A 13,095-nucleotide genomic window follows, 5' to 3' on the forward strand; every position below is an offset into this window, starting at 1 on the left:
AGCCATGTCATTGAATCTTGAACTTGACCCGTTGACCCTACGCAAGGTGTTCGCTCAGCATCCCTCGGGCGTAGCCGCCCTTTGTGCTGAATTGGACGGCGAGAAGACCGGCATTGTCGCTTCATCGTTTACCGTTGGCGTTTCCCTTGAACCTGCATTGGTAATGTTCGCGGTGCAGAAATCCTCGAACACCTGGCCCAAGCTGCGCGACGCTGGTCGCATTGGTGTCTCGGTGCTCAGTGAACGCAATGAAGGTGTTTGCGCGCAGATTGCTTCGAAGAATGGCGATCGATTCCGCGGTATCGAAACCACCGGCACAGATCAGGGTGCGCTCTTTGTTGACGATTCCACGCTTTGGCTGGAGACCTCAATCTACAACGAAGTCGAAGCAGGCGATCACTGGGTAGTTCTTTTGGAAGTTCATGGGCACCGCACCTCAGGGCACCTGCCACAGATCTTCCATGATTCGCAGTTCCACTCGCTGCCAGTTCCTGAACTGGTATAAAACTCTCTTAGCTTTCAGCGCCGGCTGGTTCATTTAGTTGATCCAGTCGGCGCTGTTTGTTTTAAGCGCGCGCCTGTTCGCCTCATCGTTACGCACAATAAGTTATCCACCGGACCCTGGGATACGAGGGCCGCCGATTGTGGACTATTCACGGTTTTGACGTATTCGGATGAATTTAATCCGGGATGACTAAGGGTTTTGTGAAACTTCGAGTATCCACAAGGATATCCACAGAACTGTGGACTGGGGGTGGGGAAATGTGCACAAGGAGCGAAAAACCCCGGAAACTGGGTGATTTTGGGTGTTGATAACTCTGGGCGTGATGCCGTGACCTTCAATGAATATACTTTCTGTCCACAGGTGTGTAAACCGAAAAAGCCTAGTCAAATCTATTTTGATGGGTGCAAAGTGGGGTAATCCACAGAGTTCTCCCCAGACAGTGAACAGGGACGTCCACAGGTACAGCGTGGTTATCCACATATTCTGTGGATAATGAGGTTTACGCCTGTTAATAACACCCCTACTGTTGGCTTTGGGAGAGAAATATCCACAGGCGCTTAATATCCAAATGTCCGTGTCGACTGACATGATGGAGCGTTGCCATGAGGCAGGGAGAATTTTTCTCAGCGGGTCAATAGGGATGGAAGTGTCTGCAATGAGTGCTGAGCCGGTTTATGAAGGACGAGAATCCGACGCAGGGCGTAAGCCGCCACAGGATGTTGAGGCCGAAATGTCGGTCCTCGGCGGCATGATGCTCTCCAAGGACGCCATTGCTGATGTGGTCGAAGCCATCCGTGGCACCGACTTCTATCGCCCGGCCCACGAATCCATCTATGAGGCGATTGTTGACCTCTATGGTCGCGGCGAACCAGCTGATGCGGTGACAGTTGCCGACTTGCTGACCAAGCGCGGAGAGATTTCACGCATTGGCGGTGCAGCATACCTGCATAACCTCATCCAGCAGGTTCCAACTGCAGCCAACGCAGGGTACTACGCAGAAATCGTGCGTGAACGTGCTGTGCTGCGCCGATTGGTCGACGCAGGTACCCGCATTGTCCAGATGGGTTATTCGCCAGATGGTGAAGTTGACGCCATCGTCAACGAAGCCCAGGCAGAGGTTTACAAGGTTGCCGAAAACCGCAACAGTGAAGACTACGTGCGCCTCTCGGACATCATCGAAGATACGGTCGATGAAATTGAGAATGCGGCGAATGCTGGTGACGGCATTACCGGCGTACCTACCGGATTCTACGAATTCGATGAACTGACCCAGGGACTCAAGGGCGGCCAGATGATCATCATCGCCGCACGTCCTGCAGTGGGCAAGTCGACCTTCGCCTTGGACTTCGCCCGTTCGGCTGCCATCAGGCACAATATGGCTACCGTCTTCTTCTCCTTGGAAATGGGCCGCAATGAAATTGCGATGCGCTTGCTCTCCGCCGAAGCATCTATCCAGCTCCAAGATCTGCGCAAGGGTTCTGTCGAGGATGCCCAGTGGACCAAAATTGCCACCACGATGGGTCGATTGAACGAAGCCCCGTTGTTCATCGATGATTCTCCGAATATGTCCATGATGGAAATCCGCGCCAAGTGCCGTCGCCTGAAGCAGCGCAATGAGTTGCGCATGATTGTCTTGGACTACTTGCAGCTGATGAGCTCGGGCAAGCGCGTGGAATCACGCCAGCAGGAAGTTTCCGAATTCTCGCGTAACCTCAAGCTGCTGGCCAAGGAACTCGACGTTCCGCTGATTGCACTTTCGCAGCTGAACCGTGGCTCGGAACAGCGTACTGATAAGAAGCCGATGATCTCGGACCTTCGTGAATCGGGCTCGATCGAGCAGGACGCCGACATGGTGATCTTGCTGCACCGCGACGACGTCTACGACAAGGAAAACCGTCCGGGCGAAGCAGACGTAATTATCGCTAAGCACCGTGCAGGTCCGACTAAGACCATTACGGTGGCCTTCCAGGGCCACTACTCGCGCTTCAACAACATGTCCAACGAGGGTTAATCCCAGTCAGGACTTGCATGGCACCCACTATAGCCAGCTGATTGCTGGCTATAGTGGGTGCCATGTTCGATTCTATGCAGGCTTTGCTGTGGGGAACGGTGGCCGGCTCGGCCCTGTTGCTGGGCTCGGCGGCGGCGTGGTGGCTGAAGATTCCCAAGATCTGGGTCAGCGCCATCATGGCTTTCGGCGCAGGCGTGCTAATCAGCGCGTTGACCTTCGAGCTGGTGCTGGAGGCCTATACGACCGGTGGCCTGGCCGCTACGCTCATCGGAGTCATCGCTGGTGCCCTGCTGTACTTCGGGGCCAACCGGCTCCTTGACTGGCGGACCAAGCGGCGCCGGGCAAAGAAGGGCACGGGCGGTGCGGATGAATCCGCTGGAAGCGATCTGGCTGTCGGTGCGCTGATTGACGGGATTCCTGAATCGGTAGCGTTGGGCTTGACCGTGGTGGCCAGCTCGGCGATCAACCCGGCCATGCTCATCGCGATCTTCATTTCAAACGTCCCGGAAGGACTAGCCAGCACCGCGCAGATGAAAGGCGCGGGGCGAAAAGGCTCCTCGGTGGCGGCCCTGTGGGGATCGATCGCGATCTGCTGCGGCATCTCTGCGTTCCTTGGCGCGCTGCTGCTCGAATCCATGCCCGGAGAGGTTCTGGCTTTCGCCACCGCCGTGGCCGCCGGCGGCATCTTGACGATGATTGCCGACACCATGATTCCCGAAGCCTATGCCGCGGAGCACGACTACACCGGACTGCTGGTCACCACGGGATTCCTCGCCGCCTTCAGCCTGCACGTTACCGGAGGCTGAGCAAACCTGAGATCATGGTTCAATGCCACTGAAAAGCAGCAGCTCTTCTGCGTCTGAAACCCAGACAATCTACGCACCGCCATACCTTGCCACCACCCTTGGCATGTTCGTGCTCGTATTCCTAGTTGCCTTTGAATCCATGGCTGTTACCACCGTGATGCCAATGGTCAGCGAACTGCTGGAGGGTGAACGCTACTTCGCCTTGGCCTTCGCAGCGCCCATTGCCAGTGGCATGCTGGGCATGGTCGCTGCAGGTGAGATCACCGACCGCTGGGGGCCTAAGCATCTGCTGCACATTGCGGTAGCCGTGTTCTGCATCGGTTTGGTGATCTGCGGTTCAGCGATGACTATGCAGATGCTGATTGGCGGGCGGATCTTGCAGGGAGTCGGCGGCGGTGCAATTACCGTGGCCCTCTATGTGCTCATTGCCCGCGCGTACCCTGGGCACCTGCATTCAAAAATCTTTGCCCTCTTTGCTACCGCCTGGGTTATTCCGGCCATGGTCGGTCCGTGGCTGGCCGGGCTGATTGCCGTGCATATCGGCTGGCGCTGGGTCTTTTCCGGTGTGGCCATCCTGGTGATCGCTGCTTTCGCCGGAATCATCCCCAGCCTCAGATCCATGAGCTCTGAACGCGATCCCGAATTGGGTCCGATTTCAGTGAAGCGCCTGGCGCTGGCCGGGCTCACCGGCCTGGCCGTTATTTCCATGAACTTGTTGGGCAATTTGCATAGCAGCTGGTCGCTGGCAGGCTTGCTGCTTGCCTTGGTCGTGGCGCTGGTAGCGATCCGACCGCTGCTGCCCAAAGGCACGTTCACCATTCGCAAGGGCCTGCCGGCTACGATGATGACTCGAATCTTCGTGACCGGCGCATTCTTCGGGGTGGAGGTCTATCTTCCCTACCTGCTGCGCGAGGATTACCAGCTGACTCCGGACCGTGCTGGCCTGATCCTGACAGCATCCGCGTTGTGCTGGTCCATCGGCTCCTGGCTGCAAGGAAAGCTGGGGGAGAAGGTCTCTAACTCGCGGTGCATCACCGTGGGTGCGCTCGCCGGCAGCGTGGCAATTGGCACTGCGCTGGCCACCGCTATCTTCCACCCTCCGGTGATCGTTCTGGTGTGCGGCTGGGCTGTGGGCGGGTTCGGCATGGGCATGATCTTCCCGCGCCAGAACGTGAACATGCTGGCCCTGTCGGCCAAGAGCGAGCAGGGGTTCAATTCCTCGGCCATGACGGTGGCGGACTCGTTGGGAAATGCCGGCGCCACCGCCATCGGCGGAGTGATTTTTGCAATGGCAGCCACGGGGATGGGATTCATCTCGGTCTTCGGCTTCAGCATGATCCTGATCCTGATACTGATCGTGATCTCGCCGCGAACCAAGGGAATCGCGCCCGCGGTGCAGGATTAGCCTCGCGGCAGGATCTCCAGATGGGCCTTGGTTGGCTGTACAAGGTGCTGGTCGTATTCGGTGTGCTTGGCAACGTAGGACTTCACGTACGGGCAGACCGGAACAATCTTGGCGCCGCTGGCAATGGTGTTCTCCAAAGCGAACTTCACCATGATGCCTGCTAGGCCCTGTCCGCCATATTCTTCATCCACGGTGGTGTGGAAGAAGATGCGTTCGGTACCAGCAGCGCCATCGAAGTCGTGGAAATGCGCTGCACCGATGATTTTTCCCTCGTCATCCAGGGCGAAGCGCTGTCGTTCTGGCAGGAAAACTGGCTTGATCTCGCTCATTGTCTTTACCTTGCTTTCTAGGATGGGTTCACGCGCGGGCGCAGGCGAACAGTAGGAAGTGCTGGAGCGGGCAAGGCCGCGGGAGTATTCGGCGGGAAGGGGCCAAACCGATCCTCGGAAGCATCCCCGGGTTCCGCTCCGATCTCGGCCTGCCACTGAGCACGGAAAGCGAGGACTTCTTCGTGGGTGCGGCCCACGAAGTTCCACCACATCAGGATTTCTTCATTCAGCGGTTCACCGCCAATCAACAGCGCCAGCACCGGCTCATCGCCTGCTGACAGCCGCAAAGTTTTGCAACCGGCACGCACGAAGCCGAGATCCCGGGCAGAGAGCTGGTGTTCGTTCACACTCAAGCTTCCAGAATCCACCAAGATGCCGTGTTCATGATGTGCCGGGACGGCAATCTCAATTTCGGTATTCGGTTCCAGGCGCAGTTCAGCACCGCCAAGCTCGGTCTGGGTCTTTACCGGCGAGGTGGAACTCTGCCCGGAAATCCCATAGGTTCCCATGAATACGGCCATGCGCCAGCCTGCTCCGGCCAGCGGCTCGGGGCGGTAATTCTCAAAAGTATGTTCCATGTCGCGGGCGTGATCCGGTAGCGCGGTCCAAAGCTGCGCTCCGTGCAGGATCGTGGTGTCTTCGGTCAGGATTTCCGAGTGGCTGATACCGTGCCCGGCGGTCATCAGATTAACCTCGCCGGGACGCACTGTTGCCTTGAATCCTGCCGAATCCATATGGTCGATCTGGCCGGTGAAAAGCCATGAGACAGTCTGCAGCCCAGTATGCGGGTGGCGCGGAACATTCATTCCTCCGGTGACCTTGACGTCATCGGGCCCATAATGATCCAAGAAGCACCAGGCGCCGATCAGACTGCGTTGCTTCTGGGGCAGGGTGCGGAAGACGGTCATGGCTCGCGGGCCGCCCAGCGGCACTTCGCGTGGCTCCAGGATCTCGACCTCGCCCTGGGACTGTTCAGACCTGCAATCAATTTCTGCAGGCGTGTGCTCAAGATTGCTCATGGCCTAAGGTTATTCATGTTCGAGGGCTGTGACCACTCCCGTTAGCCCACCGGAATACGCCAGATTCACCCGGGGTACGATCGTTAAAGCGTTATCGGCGTCTTTCAAGGAGTTTGCAGCAACGTGGACAGGACTATTCTTCGCGACGAAGATCTTCTCAAGCTGGAAAAACAGGTTTGCTTTGGGCTGGCTGTGGCCTCGCGCTCGGTGATTTCCGCGTACAAGCCAGTGCTGGATCCGTTGGGCCTGACGCATCCCCAGTACCTGGTGATGCTTGCCCTGTGGGACAAGGGCCCGATGGGTGCGCGAGAACTCAGCGGCCACCTGCATCTTGACCCTGGTACGCTCTCCCCTCTGGTCAAACGCCTTGAAGGTGCCGGCCTGGTGGCGAAGACGAAAAACCCGGCCGATGAACGCGCTGTAGTCATCCAGCCCACCCCCAAGGGCCAGGAATTGAGATCAAAGGCAATGGCGGTGCCGCGCGAAATGATGGAACGTTTGGCTTTATCGGAAAACGACGTTTTGGAATTGCGCAGCATCCTTGACCGGATGATCGCCTCGGGTGCAAATGCACCGAAAGAGTAGCGGCAGATTTAGTTGGTGCACCAACTAATGACGTATGATGGAACCGTAGATGACCGCAAGCAGCTGTGACCGCAGAGGACGACGATCATGGATGAATCCCCATTACCTATCATTTCAGATACCACAGGCCTGAGCGCTCGCTATCGTGCCTTCTGGCGATTGAAGTACCTTGGGCTGAGCATCTTCGGTCCTGCCGAGCGCCGCGTCCTTGCCAGTCCGCGCGAGCGCATTAAGTGGGACCGTGCAGTAAAGGTGATGCGCGCGCATGAGGCTGCCGGCACGCAGCCTGATGACCAAACCCTGTACACCGTGAGCCGCATGGAGCCTCGCCGTCCTTCGCGGTAGCCAATCTCACGTAGGTTGCCAAGGGGAGTCGCGATAATATTGAACCCATGGATTCCATGACTGAGCTCGTAGTCGCCCGACAATTTTCAGCGCCGAAGACCGCCGTGTGGGCTGCCTTTGTTGAACCGGAAATTATCGCCCAATGGTGGGGTCCGCACGGCTGGAATGTCCCAGAGGATTCCGTAGTCCTTGAACCGAAGATCGGTGGACGCCACGAGCTGCACATGGTCCAGGACGCGAATCCCGAATCGGTTGTTCCGCTCAAGGCAGTGTTCACCACCTTCGATGAGTACGAGTGCTTGGCCAGTGCCGACGGGCCGCATGAAATGACCTTGGACCTGGTCATTGAAACCCGCATTGAATTCAAGGAATTCGCCGGCCAGACCATGCTCACCCTTACCCAGAGCCCGCTGCCTCACGATGTCATCGAAACAAGCACCAAGGCCTGGAACTCCGCTTTCGCCAAGCTCGAAACCCTGCTCGCCGAGTTCTTCTAAATAACTGCTGCTAGGAAGCAGCTGGGATGAAGTAGCTGCGCACTGCCTTCAGCTTTGCGTTCTTGCCAGCTGAAGCGAACTGGAAGACGTGGCTGAAATGCGTCGAGGCTCCCGAATCATCGGTGGAAATCCCGTCGACGCTGCCTTCCTTGCCGTGGGTAAGGACGCTGGAGAACTTCAGGGAATCGGTTGCCGTTCCTGACTTTGCCCACTGCGCAATGGCTTCGAAACCGGTAATCTTGCCTGAACCGGCAATCTCCCACCGGACGTCCTCAGCGCATCGCTCGTGCAGCGCTTGGAGGTCCTTGGCGTGGAGGGCTTCGATGATCCCAATGATGATCTGGTGGCGAGGAGCATTTCCGCAATTCCCCGGGATATCTACCTGCATGGCGTTCCCTCCTTCCGGTGTACGACCAGTCTAGCCACGGCCGATGTACGGCATGCCTCCTGCGGTGATGGTGAGCTGGTTGACCGAAGCTGACAAGGGAACCCCTGCGATATAGGCAATGGCTTCGGCTGCCTGCTGAAGCGGGAAGGTCGGCTCGACCATCCGTTCGCCATTAGGCTGCAGCGCACCTTGCGTGGCGCCGAAATCATTGAGCAGGTCGCTGGCGGTATTTCCGATATCCAGCTGGGTGGCGCGGATCCGGTAGGGGCGGCCATCGAGTTCCAAGCATTTGGTCAGCCCGGCGATGCCATGCTTGGTGACGGTGTATGCCACCGAGTTCACCCGAGGAGTTTGGGCGGAAATTGACCCGTTGTTGATGATGCGCCCGCCGCCGTGGACCTTGAAATGCGCGAAGGCAGCGCGGGCGGCATTGATGGCACCGGTGAGGTTGATCCGGCAGACCTCGTCCCACTGCTGGGGCGTCAGCTCGTCGATCGCCACCGAAGGCCCGAAAATCCCTGCATTATTGAACAGGACATCTACCGAACCGAAGTGCGACTGGGCTGCGAGGAATACCTGCTGGACAGCCTCGGGATCCGAAACATCTGCGGTCACCACCAAGGCGCGGCTGTGCTCCTGCGCGGTTTCCAGCAAGCTTGCCTCTGTGCGTCCGGCAAGCACTACATTCCATCCCTGCGCCAGCAGCAACCGGGTTGCGGCACGGCCAATTCCCGAACCGGCCCCGGTAACCACGATGGTAGGTGTGCTGGCAGGAACTTCGGATGCGTGGGACATTAATTCTCCTCGGAAAATTCTGGGGCAAAAGGAAATGAGGCGCGTGGTCCCATCCTAGGAAGCTGGGGGAGTAAACCCCAGTTTTCTTCTGGATGTTGCGCCCCAGCAGACAACGGATTTACTGGTTACTAGGCGCAAACTACTAGTCTTGAAGAGCTCGTCCTTCGACTGGGACCAGCGACTTGATAAGGAGTCTTGTGTTCCTCGACGTGTTCTACGGTGTGCTGCCGCTGTTTTTCGTCATGCTCATCGGCTACGCGGCGAGCTATGCGCCCAAGTTCCCGCCCGGTGTGGAGCCGGCGCTCAACGTGTTCGTCTTCTATGTCGCACTGCCGGCCCTGCTTTACAAAGTAGTGGCACGCGCTGACATCAGCGACGGTATTCCAGGGTCCTTCTTGTGGATCAGCGTCGCCTCGACGTTGGCGTTCGCGGCGCTTTGCTGGTTGGGGTTCCGCTACCTGCTGCGTGTTGGCCGTGCGCGGGCGCTGGCAGGAATGCTCAGCACGAGCTTCGGCAACGTCTCCTATCTTGGGATTCCCATTATCCTGGGCGTGATGGGCCCGCAGGCTGGCTTCGCTGCCGGCATGGGCCAGGTGGTTCACAACGTCATCTTCATGCTCGGATTCCCTGTCCTGGCCCAAATCCTGCTGCCCAGTGGAGCTGGAGGCCAGCACCAATCAAGCCCAGCGCGCATTGCTCGAACCATCCGCAATGCGCTGATTCAAAGTCCGGTCACCTGGGCCATGCTCGCGGGCGCTGCGGTAGTCCTCTTTGCCGTTCCAGTACCCCAGCCGGTGGAGGACACCGTCGACTCGCTTTCGGCCGCCGCCGCCCCTGGTGCCCTCTTTGTGATCGGGATGTCGCTGAAGCGGACCATTGCGCGTTCTCGTGCCAAGCGGAATACGCCGGTTGATGCTGTCGGGGTGGCAGGCACCGTGAAGTGGGCCAAGACATCAATCGCGGTCATGGTGCTGGGAAAGCTGGTGGCATTGCCATTGCTCACGGTGGCCATGCTGCTTGCTTTCGCCCCGGATCTGGATCGCATCTGGTTCAACGCAGCGGTGCTCATGGCCGCCATGCCGGTCAGCGCGACTGCCTATATCATGGCGCAGAATGACACCGGCGACGGTGAGCCGACCGCGGTGGCCATTGTCATTACCTGCGTCCTGTCGGTCATCGCCCTGCCGGTGATCGCTCAGCTGGTGCTGAAGTAGCGCCCCAGTTTCCTTGACCTTTATGCCGGCTGCGGACAGTCTTGAAGCACCACATGCCATGCGGCCCGGAGCTTTTCACCGGGCCTGAGACGAGATGCAGGGATTCGATGAAGAAGTTTTCGCTGACCGCCATCGCCCGCGCCCAGCTGCGTGAGGCAGGCGAAACCGCCAACGGCCGAGCAGCTAGCACGGTTTTCGGCGGGCATGAGCACACGCTGCGCCAAACCGTCATTGGCCTGAAGGCCGGAACGCAGCTGCAGGAGCACCTGAACCCCGGCGAAGCGACACTGCTGGTTCTGCAAGGCCGGGTCACGGTTTCATCCAATGGGCAGCAGTGGGAGGGCCGCAACCAGGATCTCATTGCTCTTCCCGATGGACGGCTGCAGATCAGCGCCAATGAGGACTCCAGCGTGCTGCTTACGGTCGCCAAAATCGATCGCTAGCGGATGGGAAAATTGGGCGAAGGCCTGAGCGATGAAATGGCGCGGGCCTGGTTGTGCGCTGAACTCGCCGGGATCCCTCAGGTCGTACTGCGCTCGCGCGCCGTGATCCTCGGGCCGATGGTCCTGGGTATCTGCGCCCAGTACGAACGCATGGTTAATGATGATGCGCAGCAGGGCAATTGGGAATCACTGGGGTATTTCCTGGTGGATTCAATTGTCGGCATGCTCGCGGCGCCGAGCACCGCTCCTGTCGACTCCATGGATTTCAACGAGGGCTGGGCCCGGACAGTGGGCAGGTGAGTTGCATAGACGTAGAGGCCAAGTCCCGACGCCTCAGGGGGTTGGCCTCTACGCGGTCTAGGAAAGATCGCTCAGCGATCTGAATGCTGGCCGAAGAGCCGATTCCACAGCGAGGCTGAGCCGGTGGAAATCCGCGGCTGGCGGACGATATCCGGATCCAGGCCCTCGATGGACTGGAAAAGTCCGGTACGCAGGGCGTCCGTGGTGGCAATGAGGCGGTGTCCTTCCGGTGGACAGCTGTTTTTAGCCGGGTTCAGGGCAGTCATTGCGACCCTCCTTTGCAGTTCAAAGTTTTCGTATTGCGGAAGGAATCTTCTGCTTTGTGAAACCAGTATGAATGCCGGATGGTGATGTTGGCAATAGTAATGCGCAAAATTCTTTATCCGCGATACGGAATCCTGCCTAAAGTCACACTTGTTAAAAATTTTTCCAATTCCCCTTGACTACCATGCTGTGAGCTGGATTACAGTGGTGTCACAAGGTTCCACGAAACCAGCATCGAGTCGAAGCCGAAATGATTATTCGGTGGTTAAGGGTGTTCAGCCAAGGTCCGTGGAAAGAACGACCGTTTGAAAAGAGCTGATCACCCGATGCGCTTAGACGTATTCAATGAATTGCCCGCAGGCGAGGCCGCCAACTTCTTGCGCCCCTGCGTTGACGTCGATCGCTGGATCGACACACTTGTTTCTGCCCGCCCCTTCCACAGCCTTCACGCGCTGTCCTCATTCGCGCTCCAGCATGTTCCGGCCTTCAGCCCCGGCGAAATTTCCGCGGCACTGGCCCATCATCCGCGGATCGGAGAACGGGCCCCTGGAGCGAGCAGGGAGGCGGACCTCTCCCGTGGCGAGCAAGCCAGCCTCAAGCTGGACGGCGATGCCTCCGAACGCCTAGAAGCCGCTAACCGCGCTTACGAACAGCGCTTCAACAGAGTCTTCCTCATCCGAGCCGCCGGGCGAAGCACTGAAGAAATCCTGGCCGAATGCGAACGCCGTCTGGGGAATGACGAAGAAAATGAACTTCGCGAAGTAGGCGAGCAGTTGCGCCAGATTGCTGTCCTGCGCCTCAAGGACTCCGTTCAGGACTAGACCGGTGCCAAGACCATCCCCGTGCACGCCTCAATGCCCTCCAAAAATCTAGGAGATGAAATCATGCCAGCTGCCAACGAAGAACGCAGCCAGATCACTACCCATATTCTCGACACCGGGACCGGGAGGCCTGCCTCCGGTGTCAAGGCCATGCTGGAAGCCAAGAGCGCATCCGGCTGGCAAGAAATCGGTTCAGGTTCCACCGATGCGGACGGCCGCATCAAGAACCTCGGACCGGTGCAGGTTGAAGCCGGCCACTACCGGATTTCCTTTGAAACCGGAGCCTACTTCGGGAAGCAGGGAACGGAAACCTTCTTCCCCGCGGTAACAATCGACTTCTTCGTCAATGATGTCGCTGAGCATTACCACGTACCCCTTCTTATCAGCCCGTTCGCATATTCCACGTACCGAGGGAGTTAGAAAATGACTATCGAAACCACCGCCCCAACCGACACCAAGATCGTGCTCGGATCCAATCAATACGGCAAGGCTGAAGTCCGCCTGGTCAAGATCACCCGCGACACCCCTCGTCATCAGATCCAGGACCTGAACGTCACCAGCCAGCTGCATGGCGACTTCACCGCGGCCCACATCGATGGCGACAATTCACATGTCGTTGCCACCGACACCCAGAAAAACACCGTCTACGGACTGGCCCGCAATGGCGTTGGCACCGTGGAGGAATTCCTTCTCCAGCTCGGTGAGCACTTCACCGGCTCGTTCGATTGGGTCACCGGAGGCCGCTGGGCAGCCCAGCAGTTCTTCTGGGATCGCATCAACGACCATGACCATGCGTTCTCGCAGAACAAGTCGGAGGTCCGCACAGCGGTGCTGGAAATCGGCGACGACGGCAAAAAGTCCATTGTGGCCGGCTTGGAGGACCTCACCGTGCTCAAATCCACGGGCAGCGAATTCCACGGTTTCCCGGTGGACAAATATACGGTCCTGAAGGAAACCACAGACCGCATCCTGGCCACCGACGTGACTGCCCGCTGGCGCTACACCGATCAGGGCCTCGAAGCGGGCATCGACTTCGATGGAGTCTACGCCTCGGTGCGCAACCTCTTGCTCACGCGCTTCGCCAGCACCCATTCATACGCACTGCAGCAGAGCATGTTCCAGATGGGCAAGGCGGTACTCGAAGCACATACGGAAATAGCCGAGATCAGGATGTCACTGCCGAACAAGCACCATTTCCTCGTTGATTTGGACGCTTTCGGGCAGGATAACCCGAACGAAGTCTTCTTCGCCGCTGACCGCCCCTATGGGCTGATCGAAGCGACCATCACCCGCGAGGAGACCGAGTCGAATCACCCAATCTGGTCCAATATCCCGGCATTTGCCTAACCTGACGGCGTTGAAGTGATG

General features: G+C 58.3%; 18 protein-coding genes. 13 read left to right on the forward strand and 5 right to left on the reverse strand.

Annotation, left to right across the window (positions count from 1 at the left end; genetic code table 11):
- Positions 1-4: 4 nt before the first annotated feature.
- The 4 genes from AB4Y71_RS00665 to AB4Y71_RS00680 all read left to right on the forward strand — a co-directional run bounded on the left by AB4Y71_RS00665 (position 5) and on the right by AB4Y71_RS00680 (position 4,727).
- Positions 5-505: a flavin reductase family protein gene (locus AB4Y71_RS00665; protein ID WP_102598877.1), complete on the forward strand. Its 501-nt coding sequence runs from the start codon at positions 5-7 to the stop codon at positions 503-505.
- 655 nt (positions 506-1,160) lie between these two features.
- Positions 1,161-2,516 (forward strand): replicative DNA helicase, encoded by a 1,356-nt coding sequence (gene dnaB / locus AB4Y71_RS00670; RefSeq protein WP_013350672.1) that lies wholly within the window; start codon positions 1,161-1,163, stop codon positions 2,514-2,516.
- A gap of 62 nt (positions 2,517-2,578) precedes the next feature.
- Entirely contained in the window at positions 2,579-3,322 is a 744-nt protein-coding gene (locus tag AB4Y71_RS00675) for a ZIP family metal transporter (RefSeq protein WP_441717198.1), read from the forward strand.
- Between the two features lie 22 nt (positions 3,323-3,344).
- Positions 3,345-4,727, forward strand: coding sequence for an MFS transporter (locus AB4Y71_RS00680; RefSeq protein WP_013350669.1), 1,383 nt, complete (start codon positions 3,345-3,347; stop codon positions 4,725-4,727).
- On the opposite strand, the gene AB4Y71_RS00685 is transcribed toward AB4Y71_RS00680, so the two are convergent.
- Positions 4,724-5,056: a GNAT family N-acetyltransferase gene (locus AB4Y71_RS00685; protein ID WP_013350668.1), complete on the reverse strand. Its 333-nt coding sequence runs from the start codon at positions 5,054-5,056 to the stop codon at positions 4,724-4,726. The two genes, AB4Y71_RS00680 and AB4Y71_RS00685, sit on opposite strands and share 4 nt — an antisense overlap.
- A gap of 17 nt (positions 5,057-5,073) precedes the next feature.
- The gene (locus AB4Y71_RS00690) at positions 5,074-6,075 is read right to left on the reverse strand and encodes a pirin family protein (protein WP_013350667.1); all 1,002 of its coding nucleotides are present in this window, start codon (positions 6,073-6,075) and stop codon (positions 5,074-5,076) included.
- 123 nt (positions 6,076-6,198) lie between these two features.
- Here AB4Y71_RS00690 and AB4Y71_RS00695 point away from each other — a divergent pair, with 123 nt between their 5' ends.
- The 3 genes from AB4Y71_RS00695 to AB4Y71_RS00705 all read left to right on the forward strand — a co-directional run bounded on the left by AB4Y71_RS00695 (position 6,199) and on the right by AB4Y71_RS00705 (position 7,502).
- Positions 6,199-6,660, forward strand: coding sequence for a MarR family winged helix-turn-helix transcriptional regulator (locus AB4Y71_RS00695; protein WP_441717200.1), 462 nt, complete (start codon positions 6,199-6,201; stop codon positions 6,658-6,660).
- An 87-nt stretch (positions 6,661-6,747) separates the two neighbouring features.
- Positions 6,748-7,005 carry a hypothetical protein gene (locus AB4Y71_RS00700; protein ID WP_013350665.1) on the forward strand — a complete coding sequence of 86 codons (258 nt, stop codon included), beginning with the start codon at positions 6,748-6,750 and terminating at the stop codon, positions 7,003-7,005.
- 47 nt (positions 7,006-7,052) lie between these two features.
- Positions 7,053-7,502, forward strand: coding sequence for an SRPBCC family protein (locus AB4Y71_RS00705; protein ID WP_013350664.1), 450 nt, complete (start codon positions 7,053-7,055; stop codon positions 7,500-7,502).
- Between the two features lie 10 nt (positions 7,503-7,512).
- Here the strand turns inward: AB4Y71_RS00705 and AB4Y71_RS00710 are convergent, their stop codons facing one another.
- Complete coding sequence (locus AB4Y71_RS00710) at positions 7,513-7,890, reverse strand: nuclear transport factor 2 family protein (protein ID WP_441717202.1); 378 nt, start codon at positions 7,888-7,890, stop codon at positions 7,513-7,515.
- Between the two features lie 30 nt (positions 7,891-7,920).
- On the reverse strand, positions 7,921-8,685 hold the full coding sequence (locus tag AB4Y71_RS00715) for an SDR family oxidoreductase (RefSeq protein WP_441717204.1): 765 nt from the start codon (positions 8,683-8,685) through the stop codon (positions 7,921-7,923).
- Positions 8,686-8,882: 197 nt separating this feature from the next.
- Between AB4Y71_RS00715 and AB4Y71_RS00720 the strand changes: the two genes are divergently transcribed.
- The 3 genes from AB4Y71_RS00720 (at position 8,883) to AB4Y71_RS00730 (ending at position 10,642) form a co-directional block, all read left to right on the forward strand.
- Entirely contained in the window at positions 8,883-9,899 is a 1,017-nt protein-coding gene (locus AB4Y71_RS00720) for an AEC family transporter (RefSeq protein ID WP_441717206.1), read from the forward strand.
- 107 nt (positions 9,900-10,006) lie between these two features.
- A complete protein-coding gene (locus AB4Y71_RS00725) occupies positions 10,007-10,342 on the forward strand; it encodes a LuxR family transcriptional regulator (protein WP_013350661.1) in 336 nt (111 codons plus the stop codon).
- Positions 10,343-10,345: 3 nt separating this feature from the next.
- Positions 10,346-10,642: a hypothetical protein gene (locus tag AB4Y71_RS00730; protein WP_441717208.1), complete on the forward strand. Its 297-nt coding sequence runs from the start codon at positions 10,346-10,348 to the stop codon at positions 10,640-10,642.
- 71 nt (positions 10,643-10,713) lie between these two features.
- Here AB4Y71_RS00730 and AB4Y71_RS00735 read toward each other — a convergent pair whose 3' ends face one another.
- Positions 10,714-10,908, reverse strand: a complete 195-nt coding sequence (locus AB4Y71_RS00735) for a hypothetical protein (RefSeq protein WP_013350659.1) — start codon at positions 10,906-10,908, stop codon at positions 10,714-10,716.
- Positions 10,909-11,232: 324 nt separating this feature from the next.
- Here AB4Y71_RS00735 and uraD point away from each other — a divergent pair, with 324 nt between their 5' ends.
- From uraD to pucL, 3 genes are all read left to right on the forward strand, one after another.
- A complete protein-coding gene (uraD, locus tag AB4Y71_RS00740; protein ID WP_441717210.1) occupies positions 11,233-11,727 on the forward strand; it encodes a 2-oxo-4-hydroxy-4-carboxy-5-ureidoimidazoline decarboxylase in 495 nt (164 codons plus the stop codon).
- Positions 11,728-11,790: 63 nt separating this feature from the next.
- Positions 11,791-12,147: a hydroxyisourate hydrolase gene (gene uraH / locus AB4Y71_RS00745; protein ID WP_013350657.1), complete on the forward strand. Its 357-nt coding sequence runs from the start codon at positions 11,791-11,793 to the stop codon at positions 12,145-12,147.
- A gap of 3 nt (positions 12,148-12,150) precedes the next feature.
- Positions 12,151-13,074, forward strand: coding sequence for a factor-independent urate hydroxylase (gene pucL, locus AB4Y71_RS00750; protein WP_441717212.1), 924 nt, complete (start codon positions 12,151-12,153; stop codon positions 13,072-13,074).
- The last annotated feature ends 21 nt before the right edge of the window (positions 13,075-13,095 follow it).

The organism is Glutamicibacter sp. MCAF14 (assembly GCF_052114325.1).
GTDB classification, from domain to species: domain Bacteria; phylum Actinomycetota; class Actinomycetes; order Actinomycetales; family Micrococcaceae; genus Glutamicibacter; species Glutamicibacter arilaitensis.